The 23,795-nt window shown below is 66.8% G+C and carries 24 protein-coding genes; 5 read left to right on the forward strand and 19 right to left on the reverse strand.

The window, feature by feature from the left end:
• Window positions 1-4: 4 nt before the first annotated feature.
• Window positions 5-1,960, reverse strand: coding sequence for a transglycosylase SLT domain-containing protein (locus ACPT9U_RS04365; RefSeq protein WP_418363811.1), 1,956 nt, complete (start codon window positions 1,958-1,960; stop codon window positions 5-7).
• Window positions 1,961-2,023: 63 nt separating this feature from the next.
• Here ACPT9U_RS04365 and ACPT9U_RS04370 point away from each other — a divergent pair, with 63 nt between their 5' ends.
• Window positions 2,024-2,665 (forward strand): 5-formyltetrahydrofolate cyclo-ligase, encoded by a 642-nt coding sequence (locus ACPT9U_RS04370; protein WP_418363810.1) that lies wholly within the window; start codon window positions 2,024-2,026, stop codon window positions 2,663-2,665.
• Here the strand turns inward: ACPT9U_RS04370 and ilvA are convergent.
• The 17 genes from ilvA to ubiB all read right to left on the reverse strand — a co-directional run bounded on the left by ilvA (window position 2,638) and on the right by ubiB (window position 18,993).
• Complete coding sequence (ilvA, locus tag ACPT9U_RS04375; protein ID WP_435750006.1) at window positions 2,638-4,161, reverse strand: threonine ammonia-lyase, biosynthetic; 1,524 nt, start codon at window positions 4,159-4,161, stop codon at window positions 2,638-2,640. The two genes, ACPT9U_RS04370 and ilvA, sit on opposite strands and share 28 nt — an antisense overlap.
• Before the next feature lie 196 nt (window positions 4,162-4,357).
• Entirely contained in the window at window positions 4,358-5,323 is a 966-nt protein-coding gene (gene hprK, locus ACPT9U_RS04380; protein WP_418363808.1) for an HPr(Ser) kinase/phosphatase, read from the reverse strand.
• Window positions 5,292-5,777 (reverse strand): PTS IIA-like nitrogen regulatory protein PtsN, encoded by a 486-nt coding sequence (gene ptsN, locus ACPT9U_RS04385; protein WP_435750008.1) that lies wholly within the window; start codon window positions 5,775-5,777, stop codon window positions 5,292-5,294. The genes hprK and ptsN overlap by 32 nt, the downstream gene beginning before the upstream one ends.
• 140 nt (window positions 5,778-5,917) lie before the next feature.
• Window positions 5,918-6,241 (reverse strand): ribosome hibernation-promoting factor, HPF/YfiA family, encoded by a 324-nt coding sequence (hpf, locus tag ACPT9U_RS04390; RefSeq protein ID WP_418363806.1) that lies wholly within the window; start codon window positions 6,239-6,241, stop codon window positions 5,918-5,920.
• A 17-nt stretch (window positions 6,242-6,258) separates the two neighbouring features.
• On the reverse strand, window positions 6,259-7,716 hold the full coding sequence (locus tag ACPT9U_RS04395) for an RNA polymerase factor sigma-54 (protein WP_435750009.1): 1,458 nt from the start codon (window positions 7,714-7,716) through the stop codon (window positions 6,259-6,261).
• A 21-nt stretch (window positions 7,717-7,737) separates the two neighbouring features.
• Window positions 7,738-8,460 (reverse strand): LPS export ABC transporter ATP-binding protein, encoded by a 723-nt coding sequence (gene lptB, locus ACPT9U_RS04400; protein WP_435750010.1) that lies wholly within the window; start codon window positions 8,458-8,460, stop codon window positions 7,738-7,740.
• Entirely contained in the window at window positions 8,447-8,896 is a 450-nt protein-coding gene (gene recX / locus ACPT9U_RS04405; protein ID WP_435750011.1) for a recombination regulator RecX, read from the reverse strand. The genes lptB and recX overlap by 14 nt, the downstream gene beginning before the upstream one ends.
• A gap of 14 nt (window positions 8,897-8,910) precedes the next feature.
• Window positions 8,911-9,945 carry a recombinase RecA gene (gene recA, locus ACPT9U_RS04410; protein WP_418363802.1) on the reverse strand — a complete coding sequence of 345 codons (1,035 nt, stop codon included), beginning with the start codon at window positions 9,943-9,945 and terminating at the stop codon, window positions 8,911-8,913.
• A 153-nt stretch (window positions 9,946-10,098) separates the two neighbouring features.
• The gene (locus tag ACPT9U_RS04415; RefSeq protein ID WP_435750012.1) at window positions 10,099-10,596 is read right to left on the reverse strand and encodes a CinA family protein; all 498 of its coding nucleotides are present in this window, start codon (window positions 10,594-10,596) and stop codon (window positions 10,099-10,101) included.
• A gap of 4 nt (window positions 10,597-10,600) precedes the next feature.
• Window positions 10,601-11,083, reverse strand: coding sequence for a phosphatidylglycerophosphatase A family protein (locus tag ACPT9U_RS04420; protein ID WP_435750013.1), 483 nt, complete (start codon window positions 11,081-11,083; stop codon window positions 10,601-10,603).
• Window positions 11,084-11,121: 38 nt separating this feature from the next.
• Window positions 11,122-12,081, reverse strand: coding sequence for a thiamine-phosphate kinase (gene thiL / locus ACPT9U_RS04425; RefSeq protein WP_435750014.1), 960 nt, complete (start codon window positions 12,079-12,081; stop codon window positions 11,122-11,124).
• Window positions 12,082-12,239: 158 nt separating this feature from the next.
• A complete protein-coding gene (gene ubiT / locus ACPT9U_RS04430) occupies window positions 12,240-12,773 on the reverse strand; it encodes a ubiquinone anaerobic biosynthesis accessory factor UbiT (protein WP_435750015.1) in 534 nt (177 codons plus the stop codon).
• A 34-nt stretch (window positions 12,774-12,807) separates the two neighbouring features.
• Complete coding sequence (locus ACPT9U_RS04435) at window positions 12,808-13,719, reverse strand: U32 family peptidase (protein ID WP_435750016.1); 912 nt, start codon at window positions 13,717-13,719, stop codon at window positions 12,808-12,810.
• Window positions 13,720-13,751: 32 nt separating this feature from the next.
• On the reverse strand, window positions 13,752-14,768 hold the full coding sequence (gene ubiU / locus ACPT9U_RS04440; protein ID WP_418363796.1) for a ubiquinone anaerobic biosynthesis protein UbiU: 1,017 nt from the start codon (window positions 14,766-14,768) through the stop codon (window positions 13,752-13,754).
• 122 nt (window positions 14,769-14,890) lie between these two features.
• The gene (locus ACPT9U_RS04445) at window positions 14,891-16,351 is read right to left on the reverse strand and encodes a sodium:solute symporter family protein (protein WP_435750017.1); all 1,461 of its coding nucleotides are present in this window, start codon (window positions 16,349-16,351) and stop codon (window positions 14,891-14,893) included.
• Window positions 16,352-16,529: 178 nt separating this feature from the next.
• A complete protein-coding gene (locus ACPT9U_RS04450) occupies window positions 16,530-17,459 on the reverse strand; it encodes an arginase family protein (RefSeq protein WP_435750018.1) in 930 nt (309 codons plus the stop codon).
• Window positions 17,460-17,463: 4 nt separating this feature from the next.
• Complete coding sequence (gene ubiB / locus ACPT9U_RS04455; protein WP_435750019.1) at window positions 17,464-18,993, reverse strand: ubiquinone biosynthesis regulatory protein kinase UbiB; 1,530 nt, start codon at window positions 18,991-18,993, stop codon at window positions 17,464-17,466.
• A gap of 226 nt (window positions 18,994-19,219) precedes the next feature.
• Between ubiB and argS the strand changes: the two genes are divergently transcribed.
• The 4 genes from argS to ACPT9U_RS04475 all read left to right on the forward strand — a co-directional run bounded on the left by argS (window position 19,220) and on the right by ACPT9U_RS04475 (window position 22,753).
• Window positions 19,220-20,983 carry an arginine--tRNA ligase gene (gene argS / locus ACPT9U_RS04460; RefSeq protein WP_435750020.1) on the forward strand — a complete coding sequence of 588 codons (1,764 nt, stop codon included), beginning with the start codon at window positions 19,220-19,222 and terminating at the stop codon, window positions 20,981-20,983.
• Between the two features lie 16 nt (window positions 20,984-20,999).
• Entirely contained in the window at window positions 21,000-21,596 is a 597-nt protein-coding gene (locus tag ACPT9U_RS04465) for an SPOR domain-containing protein (protein WP_435750021.1), read from the forward strand.
• A gap of 93 nt (window positions 21,597-21,689) precedes the next feature.
• Window positions 21,690-22,316 carry a thiol:disulfide interchange protein DsbA/DsbL gene (locus ACPT9U_RS04470; RefSeq protein ID WP_435750022.1) on the forward strand — a complete coding sequence of 209 codons (627 nt, stop codon included), beginning with the start codon at window positions 21,690-21,692 and terminating at the stop codon, window positions 22,314-22,316.
• 2 nt (window positions 22,317-22,318) lie between these two features.
• Complete coding sequence (locus ACPT9U_RS04475) at window positions 22,319-22,753, forward strand: PilZ domain-containing protein (RefSeq protein ID WP_418365464.1); 435 nt, start codon at window positions 22,319-22,321, stop codon at window positions 22,751-22,753.
• Window positions 22,754-22,804: 51 nt separating this feature from the next.
• On the opposite strand, the gene ACPT9U_RS04480 is transcribed toward ACPT9U_RS04475, so the two are convergent.
• Window positions 22,805-23,795 (reverse strand): PilT/PilU family type 4a pilus ATPase (locus ACPT9U_RS04480; protein WP_435750023.1); only part of this gene is annotated, 991 nt, incomplete at its 5' end.

Consider the following 23,795-nt stretch of genomic DNA (forward strand, 5'->3'; position numbering starts at 1 on the left):
GAGCTTACTCGCTGGCGGGCGCGGGCGCGATGGTCCCCAGGCGAGCCGTGAGCGATTGTGGCCGTTTTTCCATCATTGCGGCATAGATCACCGCGTTTGCGAGCACCTTCTTGACGTAATCGCGGGTTTCGTCGAATGGGATGGTCTCGGCGTAGATCGCGCCCTCGAGCGGGCCGCTGTCGCGCCAACGCCGCGCGCGTCCCGGCCCTGCGTTGTACCCCGCGCTCGCCAGCACCGGGTGGCTATCCAATCCTTCCAGAATCAGACGCATGTAGCTGGTGCCGAGCAGGACGTTGGTGCGGGGATCGTTGAGCATGCGTGGATGGTAGCCGTTCAGGCCGATCTTGCCCGCGACCCACTTACCCGTGGCCGGCATGACCTGCATCAGCCCCTGGGCGCCCGCACTGGAGCGTGCGGGGACGACGAAGCGGCTCTCCTGGCGCATCAGCCCATATACCCACGCCAGATCCAGCCCCTGTGTGCGCACCTGCGGCTCTACAACCTCACGGTAGGGGGTCAGGAAGCGCAGCTCGAAGTGGCTGCGTGGATTGGCGAGTTCGGCGGTGTTGATGGCGCGATCGTAGAGCTCGTTGCGCAAAGCCAAGTGCGCGGCGGCCAGGCGGAAGAACTCGTCGCGGTCGCGCACGGCCCAGATCCACTCGCGTACGGCCTCGGTGCGCAGATCGAGGCGGTAGAGGGCCAGCGCCCGCTGCAACCCCGGGTCGCGCTCTGCGGCCTCCAGCGCGGCGCGCGGCAACGGCGGGCTGGCCGGTGGCGGCAGGAAGGCTTGGCCGAGCGCCTCGCTGGCGAGCATGCCGTAGAAGTCAGGTTCTCCGGCGATGCGCTGGAAGAGCGCCTCAGCGGCCTCGCGCTCGCCGCGCGCGGCATGGGCCCGGCCCAGCCAGTAGATCCATTCGGGGCGCTCGCGCTCCTGCGCGGGGAGGGCCTCGATGCTTGCGCGTACGCGGCGCCAGTCCTGCACGCGCAATGCGGCGCGCACGCGCCAGGCGCGCTGCTCGGGCGTTGTGGTGACGTCACCGGCAGCGGTGAAGAAGTCGACCGCCTCGGGTAGCCGGCTTTGCGCGGCATGCAGGCCCATCACCACGTGGATGTAGTTCCTCTCCTCCGCGCTGAGGCGGTCCTGGATGCGCAGCAGGCGTGTCTGCGCTGCGCTTACATCCTCGCGGGCCAGACGCACCAGCGCGGCGAGTGCCACTTCGCGGCCGGCGCGCGTGACCGCGAAGTTGGGCGGCAGGCGATCCAGCCAGGGGGCGGGCGAGCGCACAGCCTGGTCGAGGGCAGCGTGGGTAGGCGCCCGTCCGGTGGGAAGCAGGGCGAGGCTGGCGAAGGCGGCCTCGGGGGTGCGCGAGTCGATCTGGCGGCGGATGCGCCACCACACGCCGTCTTCATCCACTGCGCCGCTGCTGGCGGCGCTGCGCAGTGCGGGGGCGCAGGCGTCGTGGGCCGTGAGGCGTTCATGCCACTGCTGCGCGACCTCGCCGGGCACGCTGGTGTCGCCGCTCATCAGCCGTGCCGTCCATGCGCTGCAGTGCAACTCGTCGTCGGCGTTCACCAGCCCGTCGTAGCGCTGCAGGAAGCCCTGCCAGTCGCCCTCCTTGGCCAGCCGTTTCAGCCAGTCTGCCCGCAGCCTGTCCGCGAGCACCGTGCCGGCCTCGCGCGCGAGGAATGCCTCCAGTTCGGCCTGCGGCGGAAGTTCCGGCCGGGCAAGCAGGTGCACCAGGTGCCAGTAACGCGGATAGGCGTCGAGCACGTGCGGATCGCGCACCGCGGCCAACTGCGAGAGTTGCTCGCGGTCGCCCTTGCGCAGGGCCTCGCGAGCGGCGACGATACGTTCGTCCCCTGCGGGCGCCACCGGCTGCGCGTGCGCGCTGGTGGCATGGATCAGGCCTGCGGTCAGCAGGCTTGTGAAGAAGCGGGTGGTGAAAGACGTCTTTTTCATGTTCTTCCGGGGCGGCTGCATTTCCCCGATGAATCCTGCAGTACGAATCTTCTGGTTTGCGGCATGACCCACGAGCACCCCCCCATCCCCGACGGGCAGGGCGACGCCCACGAGGCGGCACTGCGCAAGCGCCTGCGTGAACGCGCGCTCACGCACCGGCAGGCGATGCCTGCAGAGCGCCGGGCGCAGCTTACCCTGCGTATCGCCCGGCACCTTGACGAACTCGTCGCACGCCTGCAGCCCGATACCCTAGGTTTCTGCTGGCCCTATCGCGCTGAGCCGGATCTGCGTGACTGGGTGCAGGGCTGGCTGGCAGCGCGGCCGGGGCGTGTCGCGTCGCTTCCGGTGGTGTTGGAACGCCATGCGCCCATGACGTTCCGTGCATGGACGCCCGGCGTGCCGATGCCGCTCGATCGTCACGGTATTCCGCACCCCGCCGATGGTGTCGAGGTGCAGCCGGAACTGGTGCTGGTCCCGCTCAACGCCTTTGACGATCACGGCTACCGGATCGGCTATGGCGGGGGGTATTTCGACCGCACGCTCGCGCTGATGCGCACAGTAGCGGTCGGTGTGGGTTTCGAGGCCGGGCGTGTGCCGGACACCTTTCCGCAGCCGCACGACCGCCCCATGCAGTGGCTGGTGACGGAGGCGGGTGCGTTCGAGGCACGCCCCCGGAATCAGCTGGCCGACAGGAACATGCGGTAGGCTGGGTTCTCGCTTTCCGGCGTAAAGTCGTAACCCAGGCGCTGCAGGAAGTCGTCGAAGGCGGCCTTGTCCTGCGGCGGTACCTGCATACCGACCAGCACGCGACCGAAGTCGGAGCCATGGTTACGATAGTGAAACAGGGAGATGTTCCAGTCCGAGCGAAGGGTGGACAGGAAATTCATCAGCGCGCCGGGGCGCTCCGGGAACACGAAGCGGTACACCACCTCGTTTTCCGCCTGGGGCGCTCGCCCGCCCACCATGTAGCGCACGTGGCTCTTGGCGAGTTCGTCGTCGGTGAGGTCGATTGCGGGCAGTTCATGACGCGCGAGCATTTCGACCAGGCGTGCGACCTCGTTGCGGTTGTGCAAGGTGACGCCAACGAAGATGTGCGCCTGCTGCGTGTCGGCGTAGCGGTAGTTGAATTCGGTGATGTTGCGGTTGCCGAGCACGCTGATGAACTTCCTGAACGAGCCGGGCTTCTCCGGAATGGTCACCGCCAGCACGGCTTCACGTTGTTCACCAAGCTCGGCGCGCTCGGCGACGAAGCGGAGGCGGTCGAAGTTCATGTTCGCGCCCGAGGCGACCGCGACCAGACTCTTTTCGCGTAACTTGTGCTGGCGGGCGTACTCTTTCGCTCCGGCGATGGCAAGTGCGCCCGAGGGCTCGAGGATGGCGCGCGTGTCCTCGAACACGTCCTTGATCGCGGCGCAGATCGCGTCGTTGTCGACCAGGATGACCTCGTCCACATACTGCTGGCACAGGCGGAAGGTTTCGTTGCCCACCCGGCGCACGGCCGTGCCGTCGGCGAAGATCCCGACCTGATCGAGTTCCACCGGTTGGCCGGCAGCAAGCGAGACTGCCATCGCGTTCGCGTCTACGGTTTCGACCCCGATGATCCGGGTTTCCGGGCGCAGGCGCTTGATGTAGGCCGCGACCCCCGCGATCAGCCCGCCCCCGCCGATTGCACAGAAGACCGCATGGATCGGCTGGGAGTGCGCGCGCAGGATCTCCATGCCGATGGTGCCTTGGCCTGCGATCACGTCGGGGTCGTCGAAGGGATGGACGAAAGTGAGCCGCTCGGACTTCTCGAGTTCCTTCGCGTGTGCGTAGGCGTCGGAATAGGATTCACCGGCCAGAACGACCTCGCCGCCGCGTGCCCGGACCGCGTCCACCTTGATCTGTGGTGTCGTGCTGGGCATCACGATCACGGCGCGTACACCGAGCCGGGCGGCAGAGAGTGCCACGCCTTGCGCGTGGTTGCCGGCCGAAGCGCAGATCACGCCACGTTTCAGCGCCTGCGGCGAGAGGTTCGCCATCTTGTTGTAGGCGCCGCGGATCTTGAAGCTGAATACCGGCTGCATGTCCTCACGCTTGAGGAAAATGCGGTTGTGCGCGCGCGCGGACAGATTGCTCGCGAGCTCAAGCGGCGTTTCGACGGCGACGTCGTACACCCGTGCGTTGAGGATGCGTTCGAGGTAATCGTTGGGGGTGTTCATGGCGGTGCCGGTGCGCTGCTGCAAAGCGGCCGAGCGTAACAGTCGCGTGCCGCCGGCGGCAAGTGCATGCTGGGCAAGCGTTCGGGGCAGGGGTATGCCCAAGCGTTTGCGCGTATGGACGCGCGAGGAGTTGGCGACTAACGGTGATGGCGACCGTGAAGGCGAGCCGGACCGTTGGCCTGTGCCACGCAGCCGCTCATGGATATCCGCCCCCGGCGCTCCGGATGTCGTCCTCACTCGCTCGGAGCGCGCGCGACTGGCGCTCGATGAACTCCTGCGTGGAGTCGATGCCGCGCAGGCGCAGGATGGTGGAGCGAACCGCAGCTTCGAGCAGCACGGCGAGGTTGCGCCCGGCGGCCACCGGGAGCACGACGCGGGCGATCTTCACGCCGAGAATGTCCTGGGTCTCCTGCTGTAGCGGAAGACGGCTCGGATCTCCCGGACCGGGCTGGCGGCGGTCGAGGTGGCAAATCAGGCGCAGGCGCATCTTGCGGCGGCAGGCGGTCTCGCCGAAGATCGTGCGGATGTCGAGGAGCCCCAGACCACGTACCTCGATGAAATCCTGCAGCATCTCGGGGCTTCGCCCCTCGAGTACAGTGGGCGCGATGCGCGAGAATTCGACCACGTCGTCCGCGACGAGGCCGTGGCCGCGTGAGATGAGCTCCAGGCCGAGCTCGGATTTGCCGGCCCCCGAGTCGCCGGTGATCAGCACGCCGAGCCCCAACACATCCATGAACACGCCATGGAGCGAGACCTTCTCGGCGAGCTCGCGCGAGAGATAGAGGCGGAGCTGGTCGATCACGCCCGCCGAAGGGTGGCGCGCGGTGAACAGCGCTACGTCGTGGGCCTCGCAGATGCCGTGCAGGATGTTGGGCACCTCGCAGCCGTCGGCGACGATGATGGCTGGCGGGTGCGCCGACAGGATCTCGTTGAGATGGTGAGCGACCTTCTCGTTGGAGTGGCGTTGCGCCCAGGCCAGTTCGGCGCTGCCGAGCACCTGCAGTCGGGTGGGGTGGATCAGATTGAGGTGGCCGACCAGATCAGCCGGCCAGATGCGCTCTTCGCCCACGCTGAGGCGGGCCTCGAGCGGCCCGCTGACGTGGATCAGGCTGAGACTGTCGCGATGGGTCTCATACAGCCGCGTCAGGCTGGTCTGCCGCATGGGCGCCCCAGTTCATGAACATCTGGTGGATGTGTGCCGCATCCGGCGCATTCAGCAGCGCTTCGCGGAATGCGCGATCGCTGAACATCTGCGCAAGTTCGGAGAGCAACTGCAGGTGTGTCTCGTTGGCCTGTTCGGGCACGAGCAGTACGAACAGCATGCTGACCGGGCGGCCGTCCGGCGCATCGAACTGGACTGGTGTGGCCAGGCGCAGGAAGGCGCCCGCTGCATCCTTGAGGCCCTTGATGCGGCCGTGCGGGATCGCGATGCCTTGCCCGAGGCCGGTGGAGCCCAGGCGTTCGCGGGTGAACAGGCTGTCGAAAACGGTGCTGCGACCGATGCCCTGGTTGTTCTCGAAAAGCAGGCCGGCCTGCTCGAAGACGCGCTTCTTGCTGCTGGCGTCGAGGTCGACCACCACATTGGAAAGTGGCAGGAGTTGGGATATCAGGCTCATTCGCAGGTGTGCAAACACGACGCCCCGGTCTTCCAGGTCGCCGGGGCGACTGTCGTTCCGGGGCGGGCGCCGCAGGCGTCGTCAAAACGCGCGCATTATAACCACAACCGCGCCCCGGTCATGGGGCTGTAACGAAAGGCTCAGTCCTCGGGGGTCTGGTGCTTCAGCGACTCGTGGTTGTGCTCGGCCATCTTCTGCTTGTATTTCTGCACCTGGCGGTCGAGCTTGTCGGTCATCGAGTCGATGGCGGCGTACAGGTCGGCATCGTCGCTTTCAACGAAGATGTCCTTGCCGCGCACGTGCAGGGTCACTTCGGCCTTCTGCTTGAGCTTCTCGACGGAGAGGATTACCGCAACGCTGGTGACGTTGTCGAAGTGGCGGATGACGCGATCGAGCTTGGAGGTGACGTAGTCGCGGATGGCCGGGGTAACTTCGACATGATGCCCGGTGATGTTGAGATTCATGGTGACTCCTGTGGTTGTCAGATGGATTTGCGCATGCTGACCGGCGGGATATTGAGGGATTCGCGATACTTGGCGATGGTGCGCCGTGCGACCACGATACCCTGCTGGCCTAGAATCTCGGCAATCTTGGCGTCGGACAGCGGCTTCTTGCTGTCTTCGGCTTCCACCAACTGGCGAATCAGCGCGCGAATCGCCGTGGAAGAGGCCGCCCCACCGGTGTCGGTGGCGACATGACTGCCGAAGAAATACTTGAGCTCGAACACGCCGCGCGGTGTCGCCATGTACTTTTGCGTGGTCACGCGCGAAATGGTCGACTCGTGCAGTTCAAGCTGGTCGGCGATCTCCCGCAGCGTGAGCGGGCGCATGGCCACAGGGCCATGATCGAAGAACTGCCGCTGCTGGTCAACGATGGCCTGGGAAACGCGGAGGATGGTGTCGAAGCGTTGCTGCACGTTGCGGATCAGCCAGCGTGCCTCCTGCAACTGGCCGCCCAGTCCGCCGCCCTGGCCGCGGTTCTGCTGCAGCAGGCTGGCGTACAGGCGGTTGATGCGCAGGCGCGGCATGGCGTCCTGGTTGAGACTGACCGACCAGCGCCCGCGCACCTTGCGTACGACCACGTCGGGCAGCACATAGCGTGTCTCGCTGGTGGAATAGCGCGAGCCGGGGTGCGGGTCGAGGCTGCAGATCAGTGCGTGCGCCGCGCGCAGCGATTCGTCGTCCGAGCCAGTGAGCTTCTTCAGTTTGGCGAAGTTGCGTTCGGCGAGCAGTTCCAGGTGCTTGGTGGCGACCTCGAGGGCGAGTGCTCGCGTCGCGCAGTCGGGCAGTGTGCGCAACTGCAGCGCGAGACATTCCTGCGGCGAGCGCGCGCCGATGCCCGCTGGTTCGAGGTTCTGCACATGGTGCAGGGCAATGCTCAGGTCTTCGAGTTCGATGCCCGATTCGGGCGGCAGCAGTTCGAGTAGTTCCTCAAGCGGCTGGTGCAGATAGCCGTCATCGTCCAGCGCCTCGACGATGAATCGCACCAGCGCGCGGTCGTGATCCGACAGCGGCGACAGGGCGATCTGCTGATCGAGGTGGTCGCGCAGCGAGATGCCGGCGGCCTGAAACTCTTGATAATCGACGTCCTCATCGTCCTCGCTGCGGCTGGAGGCCCCGGTGCCCACGCTGGACCAGTCGATGCCTTCATCCTCGCTGCTGCCCTCTCCGCCTTCATGCTGCAGGGCCTCGCTGCCGGACTCGGCGGGGCCTTCGCCCTGCGGCGCTTCCTGGTGGGATTGTTCGCTGGGCGTGCTTGCGGCGGCGGGCAGGAACTCGCCTTCGCCCTCCTCGCGCTCGAGCATCGGGTTGTCCAGCAGGAAGCGCTCGATCTCCTGATTCAGCTCGATCGTCGATAGCTGCAGCAGCTTGATCGACTGCTGCAGTTGCGGCGTCAGTGTGAGGTGCTGCGAGAGCTTGAGCTGGAGACTGGGCTTCATGGCGTGAGGAGGGGCGCGCAGTCAGAGCCGGAAGTGCTCGCCAAGGTAGACCTGGCGCACCTGCTCGTTCTCGATGATCTCGGTCGGTGCGCCACTGGCGAGCACACGGCCTTCGCTGATGATGTAGGCGCGATCGCAGATACCGAGCGTCTCGCGTACGTTGTGGTCGGTGATCAGCACGCCGATGCCGCGCTCCTTCAGGAAGCGGATGATCTTCTGGATGTCGATGACCGCGATCGGGTCCACGCCGGCGAAGGGTTCGTCGAGCAGGATCAGGCGCGGATCGGTGGCCAGCGCACGGGCGATCTCGCAGCGGCGGCGCTCGCCGCCCGACAGCGAGATCGCGGTGCTGTCGCGCAGGTGGTGGATGCCGAGTTCGATCAGCAGCTCTTCGAGCCGCTCGCTGACATTGCGCTTGTCCAGCCCCTGCAACTCGAGCACCGCCTGGATGTTCTCGGCCACGGTGAGTTTGCGGAAGACGCTCATCTCCTGCGGCAGGTAGGAAAGGCCCAGGCGTGCGCGGGCGTGGATCGGCAGATGGGTCAGATCCTTCCCGTCCAGGGTGATCTGCCCGCCGTCTGCGCGCACGAGGCCGACGATCATGTAGAAGCAGGTGGTCTTGCCTGCGCCGTTGGGTCCGAGCAGGCCGACCACCTCGCCCGAGCCGACCTCGAAGCCAACGTCGTGCACCACGGTGCGCGCCTTGTAGCGCTTTTGCAGTCCTGCGACCTTAAGCAGACTCATCGTGGGGCTCTTTCAGCAGCTTGCGGATCAGTTCGGGTGCAAAACCCCGGGTTTGCAGGAAGCGCGCCTGGCGGGCCCATTCACGGGTCTCGGTGGGCGGCGTGGAAAATCGGCCGCGCAGCACGCTGCGAGCACGGTCGAGCTCCGATTCTACGCACTCCGTCGCGAGCGCAGCGTCGATCAGATCACGGTCGATTCCGCGCAGAGTGAGCTCCCTGCGCAGCCGTGTCTCGCCGAAGCGGGCCGACTTGCTGCGCACGAAGGCTTCGGCATAGCGGCTGTCGGACTGCAGGCCGAGTTCGCCCATGCGCGCGATCACGGCCTGGATCTCGTCGTGCTCGCCATGCGAGGCGAGCTTGCGCGCCAACTCGGCACGCGAGTGGTCGCGGCGGGCGAGGTGGCGAAGCGCGCGCTCGCGCAGGCTCGGCTCGCCCATGTGCGCGGCTCCGCTCAGGCCTCGGCAGGGGCGGAAGCCGGGCTGGCAGGCGCCATCTCGGGCAGGCCGACCGCAGCGCGGACCTTGTTCTCGATCTCGCGTGCGAGCGCGGGATTGTTGCGCAGGAACTCCCGCGAGTTGTCCTTGCCCTGGCCGATCTTGTCGCCGTTGTATGCGTACCAGGCGCCGGACTTGTCGACGATCTTGCGCTCCACGCCGAGGTCGATGATCTCGCCCTCGCGTGAGATGCCCTCGCCGTAGAGGATGTCGAAGTGCGCTTCCTTGAATGGTGGCGAGACCTTGTTCTTGACCACCTTGACGCGTGTCTCGGACCCGACCACTTCGTCGCCCTTCTTGATCGTGCCGGTGCGGCGGATGTCCATGCGCACCGAGGCATAGAACTTGAGCGCGTTGCCGCCGGTGGTCGTCTCCGGGCTGCCGAACATCACACCGATCTTCATGCGGATCTGGTTGATGAAGATGACCAGGGTATTGGTGCGCTTGATGTTTGCGGTGAGTTTGCGCAGCGCTTGCGACATCAGGCGGGCCTGCAGGCCGGGGAGTTGGTCGCCCATCTCTCCTTCGATCTCGGCCTTGGGCGTGAGCGCGGCGACCGAGTCGACCACCACGATGTCCACGCCGCCCGAGCGCACCAGCATGTCGGCGATCTCCAGCGCCTGCTCGCCGGTGTCGGGCTGCGAGATCAGCAGATCTTCGATGTTGACGCCGAGCTTCTCGGCGTAGCCGACGTCGAGCGCGTGCTCGGCGTCGATGAAGGCTGCAGTGCCCCCGAGCTTCTGCATCTCGGCGATGACCTGCAGCGTGAGCGTGGTTTTGCCGGAAGATTCGGGGCCGTAGATTTCGACCACCCGACCGCGCGGCAGGCCGCCGAGGCCGAGTGCGATGTCGAGCCCGAGGGACCCGGTGGAGACGGTCTGGATATCGCGCTCGACGTTGCCGTCGCCCATGCGCATGATCGAGCCCTTGCCGAACTGCTTCTCGATCTGCGAGAGCGCTGCGGCGAGAGCCTTGGCCTTGTTGTCGTCCATTGGAGTGCGTCCTGTCTGGTTGAGCGAATTATGGCACAAAGATTGCAGGCCTGCGGTCTGCCGTGCCGCCGCCATCAGTGTAAGGCCTGTATGGGAGTACAGTAAATACGTGAAGCCCTGGACGGCTGCAAGCAGTTGGAGGCAGGCCGTGATTCAATCGGCGGGCGAGGCGAGCTCAACGATACCCTGCAGGGCGCGCAGAACGGTTTGCCGACGCACGGCGTAGCGGTCGCCCGCGAAACGCAGGGTGAGCGCGCGCGCCGGCACGTCGCGCGTGGCCCACGCCAGGCACACCAGGCCGACGGGCTTGTCGTGGGTGCCGCCGCTCGGTCCGGCGATGCCGGAGACCGCCACCGCGATGTCTGCCAGGCTGCGTTCGAGTGCGCCGGCCACCATCTCGAGCGCCGTGGCCTCGCTTACGGCGCCGTGTGCGGTGAGGGTGGCGGGGGACACGCCCAGCATGTCGATCTTGGCAGCGTTGGAATAGGTCACGAAGCCGCGGTCGAACCAGGCGGAGCTGCCGCTGATGGCCGTGACGGCTTCGGCGATCCAGCCCCCAGTGCAGGACTCGGCCGTGGCCATGCACCACCCGCGCCCCGCAAGTGCCGCACCGGCTGCACGCGCCAGCGTATCGAGCTCGCTGTCGTTCATGGGCTCAGGCGCCGAAGAGGGCGACCAGCGCGGCCACCGCGAGCAGTGTGTACCCTGCGGCGAAGAGGTCGTCGAGCATGACCCCGAAGCCGCCTTTGAAGCTGTGGTCCGCCCAGCGCACCGGCGGCGGCTTGAGAATGTCGAAGGCGCGGAACAGTCCGACGGCCACCGCCTGCCATGCGAGGGTGCCGGGGACGAACATCAGCACCAGCCAGGTGGCCACCATCTCATCCCACACGATGCCGCCATGGTCCGGTACGCCCAGGGCCTTGCCGGTGCGTTCGGCTGCGAGCACGCCTGCGACGAAGAAGCTCGCGAGCAGCGCGAGGAAGACGAACTCGGACACCGGTGTGCGGAGGAGCGGGTAGAGAAGCCAGGCGAGCAGTGTGCCGGCCGTCCCCGGGGCCCAGGGCGACAGGCCGGAGCCGAAGCCCAGGGAGATGAAGTGGGCTGGGTGGCTCATCATCAGGCGGAGGGTGGGGCGCATCGGGGCGGATTCTCTCGGGTCGGGTGTGGGCAGGAGGGTCAGCGGAAGTGATCGTAGCCGCTGCGCGTCAGGTGCACCAGCGTGCCATCGTGTTCGCGCAGCTTCAGGGTTCCGGCTTCGGGATTCAGCGTGCCGATGCGGTGCAGCGGCAAGTGGAGCGCCTGCGACAGCGCCTCGACCTGGCCGCGTCGTTCGGGCGGGGCGCTGAAGAGCAGCTCGTAATCGTCGCCGCCGGCGAGCAGGCAGCGGTGCCAGGTCGCCTCGGGGGTCGCGGTGGCGCGCAGCGCCGCGGTGGGAAGCGCCTCGGCTTCGAGGATGGCGCCGACCTGCGAGCCGTCCAGGATGTGGCCGAGGTCGCCGAGCAGCCCGTCTGAAACATCCAGCATTGCGGAGGCGATCCCGCGCAGCGCTTTTCCGAGCCCCACGCGCGGCTGCGGACGCTGCAGCGCCTGCAGGCAGCGTGTGCGTGCGGCCCCGGCCAGGGTCGCTTCGCCCCGCAGGGCGGCCAGGCCGAGTGCGGCCAGGCCGGGCTGGCCAGACACCCAGAGTTCGTCGCCAGCTTGCGCGCCGGTGCGGGTGATGGCTGATCCGGGCGGGACCTCGCCGGCGATGGTAACCGACAGCGTGAGCGGCCCGCGGGTGGTGTCGCCACCGGCGAGGTCAACGCCGAAGCGCTCCGCACACGCGAAGAAGCCCTCGGCGAAGGCCGCGATCCAGTCTTCGTCCGGCGCCGGCAGCGCGAGCGCGAGGAACGCCCAGCGCGGCTCTGCGCCCATGGCGGCGAGGTCGGACACATTGACCGCCAGGGCCTTCCAGCCCAGGTCGCAGGCGTCGGTGTCGGCGAAGAAGTGCGTGCCGGCGACCAGCATGTCGGTCGAGACGGCGAGCTGCATGCCTGCGCGGGGCTGCAGCAGGGCGGCGTCGTCGCCGACGGCGAGCACGGTGTGGCGGGGCGTGCGGGTGAAGTGGCGTCGGATCAGGTCGAATTCGGAGGGCATCGTGATGCGGGCCGGCGTGCGCGCGGAACGCCGGGGGGCGGGGCGGACGCCTACTTTAACGCAGTCGCTGTATGTGCGAAGCCCCCGGCGCATCGGTATGCGGCGGAGGCTTCGGGGTGGGTGCCCGGCGGCTACGGCCGCCGGGCGGATGCGTGGACTCAGCGTCGTCCGGTGAGCTTCGCCTTCAGCGCGTCCCAGTCGACTGCGTCCAGAGTGTTCTTGACCAGCAGGCCGAGGTCGGTGTCGCCCTCCATGCGCAGGCGGCGGCTGAAGAACAGGGTGTCCGGGTCTTCCTCGCGTAGCGCCAGCGCCATGAAGTCGCGGGTGGTCGCGGAGATGATCAGCGCCGGCTTGGTGCCGGGCGTGGGCGTGACGCGGCGGAAACCTCTCTCGTCCAGCGTGAAATCGAGCGTGAGGCCGGCGTCGAGCACCCGCATCTGCAGGTGGTGTCCGGTGAGCGGCGCCAGCGTCTCGCGCGGCAGAATGCGACCGAGCGCGAGGTTCAGGGCCAGCGTCAGCACGTGGGTGGGCGGTTGCTGGGGCAGGCGCGACACCAGCTTCGCGAGCGTGGCGGGCACCTTGAAGTCCGGGACGCGGAAGTTCTCCAGGCGCTCACCGATGCGCTGGCGGAGGCTGCCGGGCAGGAGCTCGGCGGGCAGGGGCGGGCGGGGAAGCGAGGGCAGGGCGGGCATGTTCGGGCTCCGTTGCAGGGCTAGGCAGGCTGAGTCAGGCGGCGACGTATTGTTCCACCCCGGCGCGGCCATGCCAGAACCCGTTGCAGGGCTCCTCGACCATCCATTCGCGGCTTGCGGCGAGTGCGTCGGCGGGTGCGCGCTTACCGTCGACCACAGCGCGAAAGATTTCGACAATGCTGCGCGTGTTCGCGCCCTGCGGGCTGATGCGCAGCACTTCGGCGTTCTGCCCCACTGCGGGCAGGTCGCCGAGCAGGTTGTGCACCCGCGCCGATTGCGTCTGCACGCCGTTCAGGGTCAGGAAGGATTCGCCTTCGCGTGTGCGCAGGGTGATGCCGTCCATGATCGACAGGCAGCGGAACTCGCAGGTGTCCTTCTGCAGGTTGAAGTGGCGTGCGGTGAAGCAGCGCGCCGAGTGCGCCAGCGGCAGGCGGCCATAGGCGAAGACTTCGGTCTCGACCGGCGCAGCGAGCGCTGCGCGCACTTCGGCGAGGGCTGCGCCTGACATTTCGGGGGCGACCGCCCAGCGTGTGGCGCCGGAGTCGATCATCAGTTGCAGCGTGCCGGGGTTGAAGATGTTCAGCGTGGGGCCGGCGATCCAGTTTCGCACGCCGGCTTCGACGAGCAGGCGCACCGCGCCCATGTCGTTGGCTTCGACGCGGAAGCCGGGGTCGCCTTCGGCGCTCTGGCGCACGATGCGGCGCAGCACCTTGAGGTCGGACTCGGACTCGATCAGACCCTGGGTGCTCATCACCACTTCCTTGCCAGCAGCGGAAAGCACCTTGCCGACTTCAATCCAGTCCTCCAGGCGCAGTTCATGGCGGCGCGAGCACACGGTCTCGCCGAGATAGACGCTGTCGACCGGCGCTTCGGCCATGTCGGCGTAGAAATCGAGCACGCTCTGGTGCGGCCAGTAGTAGAGCAGGGGGCCGAGGGCGAGTTTCATGAGGGGTGTTCTCGTTGGGGTAGGGGCGGGGCTCACTTCCACGGGCGGTAGTAGGCGCCCAGGGTGTGGCTCTGGCCTTCGGAGACCTTGTTGAGTTCGGCCATCCAGGCGGGCAGAACGCTGAAGTTCTCCGCGCCTCCGGTCTTGAGCTTGTCGAGCGCGGCGCGCCATACCTTGGTCACCTGGGCGACATAGGCAGGGCTGCGCTGGCGGCCCTCGATCTTGATCGCGCGGATGCCGATGCGGGCAAGTTCGGGCAACAGCTCGAGGGTGTTCAGGCTCGTCGGCTCTTCAAGTGCGTAGTAGGTCTCGTCATTGACCTCGAAGCGGCCCTTGCACAGCGTCGGGTAGCCTGCGCGCTCACCTTCGGCGAAGCGGTCGATCAGGATGCCGTTGAGGCGCGTTTCCATCCCGCGCGGGGTGTCTTCCCAGCGCACGTGCTTGCCCGGCGAGCAGGCGCCATTGCAGTTCGGGGACTCGCCCGTGGCATAGGCCGATAGCGCGCAGCGGCCCTCGACCATCACGCACAGTCCGCCGAAACCGAAGATCTCGATCTCGACCGGGGTGTTGGCGACCACGCTCTCGACCTGGGCCATCGACAGCACGCGCGGCAGCACTGCGCGCTGGATGCCGAAGCGCTCGTGGTAGTAATTGATCGCCTCGTAGCTGGTGGCCGAGCCTTGTACCGACAGGTGCAGGCGCACGTGCGGGTGGGTCTTGGCCGCATAGGCCATCAGCCCGGGGTCGGCGAGAATCAGTGCGTCGAGTCCGAACTCGGCTGCGCGGTCCACTGCCTGGGTCCAGCTCGACCAGTTGCTGGTTTGCGGGTAGGTGTTGAGGGCCAGCAGCACCTTCTTGCCACGAGCGTGGGCGTATGCGATGCCCTCGCGCATCTGCGGCGGATCGAAGTTGAGGCCGGTGAAGTTGCGCGCGTTGGTGGCATCCTTGAAGCCGAGGTACACGCAGTCGGCACCGTGGTCGACGGCGGTCTTGAGGGCCGGCAGACTGCCTGCGGGGCAGACGAGCTCGATCGGGGAAGACGCGGTCATGGCAGGCGGATTTCCAAGGGAAAAAACGCCGCAACCATATACGAGGCCGGCCGCTCGCGCGTTGATTACCGTCAAACGCGGGGCGGCCGGCTGGATTTGTTGCCCGTCTCGGGGGGCGCCGTTCAGCGCGGGGTGTGGTAGGTCCCCGCTGCCGCGTGGCGCCCGCCCATGTGCGGGCGATGGTGTTGCTTCGGCCCGAGCAGGCCGCCTGCCAGCATGCCGAGCGCGCTCGCGGCCAGACCGTACAACTGAGGTTCGATGTCGCCTTCGGGAACGAACAGTTCGAACAGGATCCAGGTCGAAAGACCGAGGATGACTGCCAGCGCCGCGCCGAGGTTGTTGGCGCGCTTCCAGAACAGCCCGGCCGCCAGCGGTACGAAGGCGCCGGCCAGGGTCACGCGGTAGGCGTTCTCGACCATCTCGTGGATCGATGATTCGGTGCTCGTCGCGTACCAGGTGACGAGTGCGGTGAACACGATCACGGTGATGCGCGTGCTGAGCAGGAAGGCGCGGTCGCTCATGCCGGGGATGAAGCCGCGCAGTACGTTCTCCGAGAAGGTCACCGAGGGTGCGAGCAGGGTGCCGGACGCGGTGCTCATGATCACCGAGAGCAGCGCGCCGAAGAAGATCACCTGCGCGTAGAAGGGCATGTACTGCAGGATCAGCGTCGGCAGGATGAGCTGCGAGTCCTGCTCCATCAGGCGCTCGACCATGGCCGGGTCGATGATGTTGGCGGTGTAGGCGAGGAACAGCGGCACGGCGGCGAAGAAGAAGTAGCTCGCCCCGCCGAGCGTGGTGCCCCACACCGCGACGGCTTCGTTCTTGGAGGAGTTCACGCGCTGGAACACGTCCTGCTGCGGAATCGAGCCCAGCGCCATGGTGGCGAAGGCGGCGATCCACGCAATCATGTCGACCATGTCGAGGGAGGGCAGGAAGTCGAACTTGCCCTCGGCCGCGGCCTTGGAAAGCACGTTGTCAAAGCCGCCTGCCATGTCGCCCGCCATCCAGGTGACCCAGACGAGGCCGATGACGATCACTATCATCTGCACGAAGGTGGTCATCGCGACCGACCACATGCCGCCGAACAGGGTGTAGACCAGCACCACGCCGGCGCCGATCAGCATGCCCTGGTTCATGCTCACCAGGTCGCTCGACAGCACGTTGAACACGAGGCCGAGGGCTGTGATCTGCGCCGCCACCCAGCCGAGATAGGACAGCACGATGCAGATCGAGAGCACCAGTTCGGTCGTGCGGTTGTAACGCATGCGGAAGAAATCGCCCAGCGTGAGCAGGTTCATGCGGTACAGCGGGCGGGCGAAGACGAGGCCGAACAGCACCAGGCACACCGAGGCACCGAGCGGGTCGGAGATCAGGCCACGGAAGCCTTCCTCCAGAAAGGTCGCCGAGATGCCGAGCACCGTCTCGGCGCCGAACCAGGTGGCGAACACCATCGCGAGCACGACGAACATCGGCAGGTTGCGGCCTGCGGTGATGTAGTCACGAGCGTTGTGCACCCGGGTGGCGGCATACAGGCCGATGGCGATGGAAACGACGAGATAAGCGACGACAAGCCAGAGCAGCATGATTAGGCCCTTCGTGATGGCGCATCCGCGCGCGATGAGCAGGGTGGCAAGCGAAAAGAGGGCGGAGTGTAGCAACAGAATGCTGCTGCGGGGGCGGCGAATTCCCCTCCAAGGGCTTGATCGGCCGTGAATTATTGCGTCGACGCAACGCGCGACCGGGGTCGTCGCGCAGGCCACATCAGGTGTGCGGGGTGCCGCTCACGAGCGCGGCTGCCGCGAGACGGGCAATCCAGATCGCGCAGCGTCCGTCCACATCGAGGTCGGGGCGGTATTCGACAATCTCCAGCATGCGGAAGCCGGCGCAATTGCGCAGTGTGTGCAGCGCCGCCTCCAGCGCTAGCGGCTCGAGGCCGTTGGGCTCGGGGCAGGTCACTGCCGGGAAGTGTTGCGGGTCGAGCGCATCCAGGTCCAGGCTCAGGCCGAACCCCGCACGCCGGTCGGCGCGCACGATGCCGAGCGCCTCCGTGAAGCAGGTCTGAAACCCGCGTGCGTGGATCTCGTTCGCCGCGAAAACGCGCACGCCAAGGCGTTCAAGCAGGCTGTGTTCCTCCGCTTCCCAGGCCCGCGCGCCGAAGATGCAGGTGCGGGCGGGGTCGAGGGTGGGGCCCTCGATCCCGGCCAGTGCGGCCGGGCCTGCACCCAGCAGTGCTGCGAGCGGCATGCCGTGGATGTTGCCGGAGTGCGTCGTGGTCTCGGTGTGGCTGTCGAGGTGGGCGTCCACCCACAGCAGGCCCGGCGCCAGGCCGGCCTGCCGTCCGAGTCCGCGCCAGCTGCCGGCCGCAATCGCATGGTCGCCACCGAGGACGAATGTGCGCGCCGTTGCGGGTGCCGCTGCGAGTGCATCGGCAAGGCGGGCTGCGAAGCGCGCGTTGGTGGCGAGGCGTGCGCTCATCGTGGTGCCTTCGCCAGCGTTTTCGCTCGGGGACATTTCGGGGGCGAGCACGAGGGCAGTTTCCAGGGCGAGGCCGAGTTCGGCGCATCGGCGCACCAGGCCGGATCGCAGCAGCGCGGCAGGTGCGTCTGCGCTGCCCGGGTGCGGCGCGCCCAGGGCCGAAGCTGCGCCGATGAGCCGGACCGGTGGGGGTGCGCTCGGCTGGGCTGTGTGCATGCGGTCAGCCGAAGAGGCGGTGGAGCTCCAGGCCGAGCAGGGCCATCGCGGCTGCGCCCACGAGCAGCAGCAGGCGGCCATGCATGCGCTGGTTCGCTGCGAGTTCTTCGAGTCGCTGCTGTTGTGCAGTCTGATGACGCTGTGACTCGGTCAGCGCCTGATGCACGAGGCGGGGCAGCTGCGGCAGCGTACCGGCCCAGGCCGGGGCTTCCTCCTTCATGCCGCGCACCAGGGCGCGCACACCCATGCGCTCGTCCATCCAGCGCTCGAGGAAGGGCTTGGCAGTCTTCCACAGGTCGAGCTCGGGATCGAGCTGACGGCCGAGACCCTCGATGTTGAGCAGGGTCTTCTGCAGCAGCACGAGCTGCGGCTGTACTTCCATCTCGAAGCGGCGCGCGGTCTGGAACAGGCGTAGCAGGGTCTTGCCGAAGGAAATGTCCTTCAAGGGCTTGTCGAAGATCGGCTCGCATACGGTGCGAATCGCCGCTTCGAATTCGTCTACCCGTGTCTTGGCCGGCACCCAGCCAGCCTCGATGTGGGCGAGCGCCACGCGACGGTAGTCGCGCTTGAAGAAGGCGAGGAAGTTCTGCGCGAGGTAGTTCTTGTCCTCCTCGTTCAGCGTTCCCATGATGCCGAAGTCGAGCGCGATGTAGCGCCCGTCCTGATGCACGAAGATGTTGCCCGGGTGCATGTCGGCGTGGAAGAAGCCGTCGCGGAACACCTGGGTGAAAAAGATCTCCACGCCTGCGCGCGACAGAGCCTTCAGGTCGGTGCCCTGGGCGAGCAGTGCTGGCGTCTGCGAGATCGGCACGCCGCGCATGCGCTCCATCACCATGACCTTGCGGCCGCACCAGTCCCAATAGACCTCGGGCACGATCAGCAGCGACGAATCGGTGAAGTTGCGCCGCAGCTGCGAGCAGTTGGCCGCCTCGCGCATCAGGTCGAGTTCGTCGTGCAGGTACTTGCTGAATTCGGCGACCACCTCGCGCGGCTTCAGGCGCCGGCCTTCGGGCCAGATACGCTCCAGCAGCACGGCGGCAACCTCGAGCAGCGCGAGGTCGTGCTCGATGACGCGTTCGATGCCGGGGCGAAGCACCTTGACCGCGACGTCGGTGCCGTCCGGAAGGCGGGCGAAATGCACCTGCGCCACCGAGGCCGAGGCGACCGGGGTGCGTTCGAAGTCGTCGAACACCTCGTCGATCGGCTTGCCGTAGAAGCCTTCGAGGACTTCCAGCGCCTGCTCGGTGGGAAAGGGGGGTACGCGGTCCTGCAACAGGGCAAGTTCGTCGGCGAGGTCGGGGGGCAGCAGGTCGCGCCGGGTCGACAGCATCTGGCCGAATTTCACGAAGATGGGCCCGAGCGACTCCAGCGCCTGGCGCAGACGCGCGCCGCGCGATTCGGTGAATGTCCGCCAGAAGAAGACCTTGTGCCACACGTGTGCCAGCCGGCCGCTGCTGTCGGCGTCGAGCACCATGCGGTCGAGGCCAAAGCGAAGGCTGACGGAAACAATCTTGACGAGACGGAAGATGCGCACGGTGGAAAGCCGGACAGATGCAAACCGCGGACTTTAGCCCGAAAGTGGCGTGGATGGAACGCGCGCCCAAGTGCTCGCCCGACCGTACCGCCCCCCGCTCCTGCGGGGTTGGCACCCTCCGGGGGCGCGTGCTGTGCGTCTGGCCTGCAAAGCGCGCTCACATCCTCGCCGGGGCGGGGCTTTCCGTTCCGCTATAATCCGCCGTTTCGAATTCAATCCGAGTGCCATGAGCGCCGACCCCAAAGTCCTTCTGACCGATCTGCTGAAAACCGCGCTGAAGAGCGTAGCGCCCGATCAGGTCGATACCCCGATCCTGCTGGAGCGCCCGAAACAGGCCAGCCACGGTGATTTCGCCACCAACCTCGCGCTGCAGCTGGCCAAGCCGCTCAAGCGCAATCCGCGCGAACTCGCCAACCTGTTGCTGGCAGAGTTGCCGTCCTCGACGCTGGTCGAGAAGGCCGAGGTTGCCGGTGCGGGCTTCATCAACTTCACCCTGGCCGCCGATGCCAAGACCGCGATCGTGCGCGAGGTGCTGGGCAAGGGTGTGGATTTTGGCCGCGGCGCCGTCAAGGGCATCAAGGTGCAGGTCGAGTTCGTCTCCGCCAACCCGACCGGACCGCTGCACGTCGGCCATGGCCGTGGTGCGGCCTACGGTGCCTCGCTGTCGGACGTGCTGGCCTTTGCCGGCTACGACGTCACGCGCGAGTATTACGTCAATGACGCCGGCCGCCAGATGGACATCCTGGCGCTGTCGACCTGGCTGCGTTATCTCGCCTTTTTCGGTGTCGAGATTCCTTTTCCGCCCAACGCCTATCAGGGCGATTACGTGATCGACATGGGGCGCGACATGCGCGACGCCCATCAGGACCGCTTTGCGAAGGTAACGGTCGAGCAGGTGCTCGCTGGCACGCCTGGCCTGCCGCCGATCGAGCGCAAGGACGATGAGGCCAAGCAGCAACGCGAGGAGCACCTCGACGCGCTGATCGCCAACGCCAAGAAACTGCTCGGCGAGGACTACCCCTGGGTGCACGGCTTCGCACTCAACGAGCAACTGGGCGACGGTCGCGAGGACCTGCAGGAGTTCGGCGTGCGCTTCGACAAGTGGTTCTCGGAGCAGAGCCTGTTCGACACCGGCCTGGTCGAGCGCGCGGTCGCCCAACTTGAGAAGCAGGGCCACATCTACCTGCAGGACGGCGCCAAGTGGTTCCGCTCCACCGCCTTCGGCGACGAGAAGGACCGCGTCGTGCAGCGCGAGAACGGCTTGTACACCTACTTCGCTTCCGACATCGCGTACCACCTCAACAAGTACGAGCGCGGCTTCGACCGCATCATCGACATCTGGGGTGCAGACCACCACGGCTACATCCCGCGCGTGAAGGGCGCTATCGCCGCGCTCGGCCTGCCGCCGGAGAAGCTCGAGGTGGCGCTGGTGCAGTTCGCGGTGCTGTACCGCAATGGTCAGAAGACCTCGATGTCCACGCGCTCGGGCGAGTTCGTCACCCTGCGCGAACTGCGCAAGGAAGTCGGCAACGATGCGTGCCGCTTCTTCTACGTGCTGCGCAAGTCCGACCAGCACCTGGACTTCGACCTCGACCTCGCCAAGAGCCAGAGCAACGAGAACCCGGTGTACTACGTGCAGTACGCTCACGCCCGGGTGTGCTCGGTGCTCAGCCAGTGGGGCGGGGAGACTGTCGAACTGGCCGAGGCCGATCTCGGCCTGTTGCAGAACGAACGCGAGCTCGCCCTGTGCGCCTGCCTGGCGACTTTCCCCGAGCTGGTGCAGAACGCCGCCGCCGACTACGCGCCGCATCAGGTCGCCTTCTATCTCAAGGATCTCGCTGCCGACTTCCACAGCTGGTACAACGCCGAGCGCATGCTGGTCGAGGACGAGGCACTCAAGCTCGCCCGCCTTGCGCTCGCCGCCGCGGTACGCCAGGTGCTGGTCGCCGGACTGAAGATGCTGGGCGTATCCGCGCCCGAGTCGATGTAAGCCACGGAGAGTGCTCGTGAGTCGTGATCGAAAGCCCGTCCGCAAGCCCGCGCGCCCGCCCGCCCGAAGCGCGGGTGGCACGCTCATCGGCATCTTCATCGGGCTGGTGCTCGGAGCGATGATCGCTGCGGGGGCTGCGTGGTATTTCACCCGTTCGAACCCCTTTCAGCCGGCACCTACCGCGCCGCGTGTGGAGGCGCCATCGCAGGGCGGGCCTGCCGCGCTACCCGGAAAGCCGGGAGACCGGCCGGTCGCGAAGCAGGACTTCGATTTCTATCGCATCCTGCCGCAGGGCGACAATGTGCCCGCACCCGGGCAGGCCGCAGTGCAGCCCGTGCCCGTGGTCGAGGCCGTGCCACAGCCCGTGCAGCCGTCGCCTGTGCGGCTCTATCTCCAGGTTGGCGCCTTCGAAAATCCGAGCGAAGCCGACAACCTCAAGGCCCGTCTTGCGCTGTCGGGCATCGAGGCCAGCGCGCAGCGTGCCCAGCTTTCCGATGGGCGGGTCGTGCATCGTGTGCGCGTGGGACCGTTTGCCACTCCCGAAGACATGAACCCGATGCGGGCCCGCCTGGCCGAGGCCGGATTCAACGCCTCGGTCAGCCGCAACCCCTGAGCGTGGAGGCCGCGCGGTGCGGAACAACCGGCCGTCCGCCGCGTCAGAGCAAGGCCGGATCAACAGCCCCATACCTAGCCAACGGAGTTCTGCATGAATCGTCGTGATGCCCTCAAGCTTGCCGGTCTGACCCTTGCGCTGCCCTATGCAGGCCTGGCGGGGGCGGCCGACCCCTTCCAGGTTCTGGACCCGGCACAGCCGGGTGACGACCCCTCGAAGATCGAAGTGTACGAGTTCTTCCACTACGGTTGTCCGCACTGCAGGGACTTCGATCCGCTGGTCTCGGCGTGGAAGAAGACGCTCGCCGAGGATGTGATCCTGCGTGTCGTGCCCGCGGTCTGGAACAATGCTCAGCTTGCCGGGCTGGCACGGCTGTATTACACCGCCGAGATCGCAGGCGAACTCGATACGGTCCATTCGTCCGTATTTGCAGCGGTTCAGGACGAGAAGCGCCCCCTCTTCAACGAGGAGCAGGTCAGAGAGTTCGTCACCGGCAAGGTCGCCGACCCCGCGAAGTTCATGGAAACCTACAAGTCCTTCGGCGTCGGCTCCTTGGTGCAGCGCTCGGATCAGCTCGCACGCGCGATGAAGATCCAGGGCGTGCCGGCGATCGTCGTCGGCGGCAAGTACCTGACCTCGGCATCAATGACCGGTAGCCACGAGAACACGCTCAAGGTGGCCGATCAACTCATCACCAGAGTGCGCCAGGAGCGCGGCTGAGGGTGGGGGCGAACGCGCACGCGCACGCGCCGGCTCTCGCGGCCATGGAGGGGGGTGAGCGGCGGCGCATACAGCGCTTCATCGCCTCCCGTCGTGGTGTCCCGTACATCTGGCTGCGCTCGGGTGATCAGCGCACGGCACTGCGCGACATCTCGATCGAGGGTTTCTCGATCGGAGCCGACGTTCCGCTCGGTTCCGGCAGTGTGTTCGAGTTCGTGCTCGAACGCGAAGGCGTTCCGGACCGGATCCGTGGTCGCGCCGAGCCGATGAACTGCATCGAGTCGGCCGGGCAGATCGGCTGCCGCTTCGTGGAGTTGGAAGTTCGTGGCGCCGAGCGCCTTCGCGACTGGCTCATCGCGCTGGTGATCATGAACGCCAGTGTGCGCATCAGCGAAAAGGATGCTGCGGCGATCGTCGCCGGTCCGTCGCTGATCTGAGCGCATTTCCCGGGCGTGCGTCCCTCGACGCCCGCCTGGGGATGGGTGAGCTCAGATCAGGCCGAGATTGCTCAGCGCGCCGTCGGCGATGGGTTCGCCGTGCCGGCTGTTCAGCTTGATCTGCAGGCGCAGGTCGTTGATCGAGTCGGCGTTGCGCAGTGCATCTTCGTAGGTGATGAGTTCGTCCTCGTAGAGCTGGAACAGCGACTGGTCGAAGGTCTGCATGCCGAGCTCGCGGGAGCGCTTCATGATGTCCTTGATCTCGGGGACGTTACCCTTGAAGATCAGGTCGGAAATCAGCGGCGAGTTGAGCAGTACCTCGACCGCGGGCACCCGGCCCTTGCGATCCTTCACCGGCAGCAGGCGCTGCGAGATCATCGCGCGCAGGTTCAGCGACAGGTCCATCAGCAGCTGCGTGCGGCGGTCTTCCGGGAAGAAGTTGATGATCCGGTCGATCGCCTGGTTGGCGCTGTTGGCGTGCAGCGTCGCCAGACACAGGTGCCCGGTCTCGGCGAAGGCGATCGCATAGTCCATGGTCTCGCGGTCGCGGATTTCGCCCATCAGGATCACATCCGGGGCCTGGCGCAGGGTGTTCTTCAGCGCAGCCTCCCAGTTCTCGGTGTCGATGCCGACCTCGCGCTGGGTGACGATACAGTTCTTGTGTGGATGCACGAACTCGATCGGGTCCTCGACCGTGATGATGTGGCCGTAGGTGTTTTCGTTGCGGTAATCGACCATCGCCGCGAGCGAGGTCGTCTTGCCGGTGCCCGTGCCGCCCACGAAGATCACCAGCCCGCGCTTGGAGAGCGCGATGTCGGTGAGCACCGGCGGCAGCCCCAGTTCCTCGAAATTCGGGATCTTCTGCGGAATGGTACGCAGCACCAGCCCGACGCGGCCCTGCTGCACGAAAGCGTTTACGCGGAAGCGCCCGATCCCGGCGGGAGAGATGCCGAAGTTGCACTCCTTGTGGGCCTCGAAGTCGGCGGCCTGGCGGTCGTTCATCACCGCGCGGGCGAGTTCGGAAGTGTGCTGGGGCTGCAGG

The sequence above is a fragment of the Thauera sp. AutoDN2 genome, assembly GCF_051280715.1.
In the GTDB taxonomy this organism is placed as follows: Bacteria; Pseudomonadota; Gammaproteobacteria; order Burkholderiales; family Rhodocyclaceae; genus Thauera.

Excerpts from the sequence above, each read along its gene's own strand:
- ACPT9U_RS04470 (WP_435750022.1), top strand. The coding sequence starts at position 21,690 with ATGAATCGTCGTGATGCCCTCAAGCTTGCCGGTCTGACCCTTGCGCTG.
- hprK (WP_418363808.1), bottom strand. The coding sequence starts at position 5,323 with ATGCGGCAGACCAGCCTGACGCGGCTGTATGAGACCCATCGCGACAGT.
- thiL (WP_435750014.1), bottom strand. The coding sequence starts at position 12,081 with ATGCCCTCCGAATTCGACCTGATCCGACGCCACTTCACCCGCACGCCC.
- argS (WP_435750020.1), top strand. The coding sequence starts at position 19,220 with ATGAGCGCCGACCCCAAAGTCCTTCTGACCGATCTGCTGAAAACCGCG.
- ACPT9U_RS04415 (WP_435750012.1), bottom strand. The coding sequence starts at position 10,596 with ATGAACGACAGCGAGCTCGATACGCTGGCGCGTGCAGCCGGTGCGGCA.
- hpf (WP_418363806.1), bottom strand. The coding sequence starts at position 6,241 with ATGAATCTCAACATCACCGGGCATCATGTCGAAGTTACCCCGGCCATC.
- lptB (WP_435750010.1), bottom strand. The coding sequence starts at position 8,460 with ATGAGTCTGCTTAAGGTCGCAGGACTGCAAAAGCGCTACAAGGCGCGC.
- recX (WP_435750011.1), bottom strand. The coding sequence starts at position 8,896 with ATGGGCGAGCCGAGCCTGCGCGAGCGCGCGCTTCGCCACCTCGCCCGC.
- ACPT9U_RS04435 (WP_435750016.1), bottom strand. The coding sequence starts at position 13,719 with ATGAAACTCGCCCTCGGCCCCCTGCTCTACTACTGGCCGCACCAGAGC.
- ACPT9U_RS04395 (WP_435750009.1), bottom strand. The coding sequence starts at position 7,716 with ATGAAGCCCAGTCTCCAGCTCAAGCTCTCGCAGCACCTCACACTGACG.
- ACPT9U_RS04370 (WP_418363810.1), top strand. The coding sequence starts at position 2,024 with ATGACCCACGAGCACCCCCCCATCCCCGACGGGCAGGGCGACGCCCAC.
- ACPT9U_RS04365 (WP_418363811.1), bottom strand. The coding sequence starts at position 1,960 with ATGAAAAAGACGTCTTTCACCACCCGCTTCTTCACAAGCCTGCTGACC.
- ilvA (WP_435750006.1), bottom strand. The coding sequence starts at position 4,161 with ATGAACACCCCCAACGATTACCTCGAACGCATCCTCAACGCACGGGTG.
- ptsN (WP_435750008.1), bottom strand. The coding sequence starts at position 5,777 with ATGAGCCTGATATCCCAACTCCTGCCACTTTCCAATGTGGTGGTCGAC.
- ubiT (WP_435750015.1), bottom strand. The coding sequence starts at position 12,773 with ATGCCCGCCCTGCCCTCGCTTCCCCGCCCGCCCCTGCCCGCCGAGCTC.
- recA (WP_418363802.1), bottom strand. The coding sequence starts at position 9,945 with ATGGACGACAACAAGGCCAAGGCTCTCGCCGCAGCGCTCTCGCAGATC.
- ACPT9U_RS04420 (WP_435750013.1), bottom strand. The coding sequence starts at position 11,083 with ATGCGCCCCACCCTCCGCCTGATGATGAGCCACCCAGCCCACTTCATC.
- ACPT9U_RS04450 (WP_435750018.1), bottom strand. The coding sequence starts at position 17,459 with ATGCACACAGCCCAGCCGAGCGCACCCCCACCGGTCCGGCTCATCGGC.
- ubiU (WP_418363796.1), bottom strand. The coding sequence starts at position 14,768 with ATGACCGCGTCTTCCCCGATCGAGCTCGTCTGCCCCGCAGGCAGTCTG.
- ACPT9U_RS04445 (WP_435750017.1), bottom strand. The coding sequence starts at position 16,351 with ATGCTGCTCTGGCTTGTCGTCGCTTATCTCGTCGTTTCCATCGCCATC.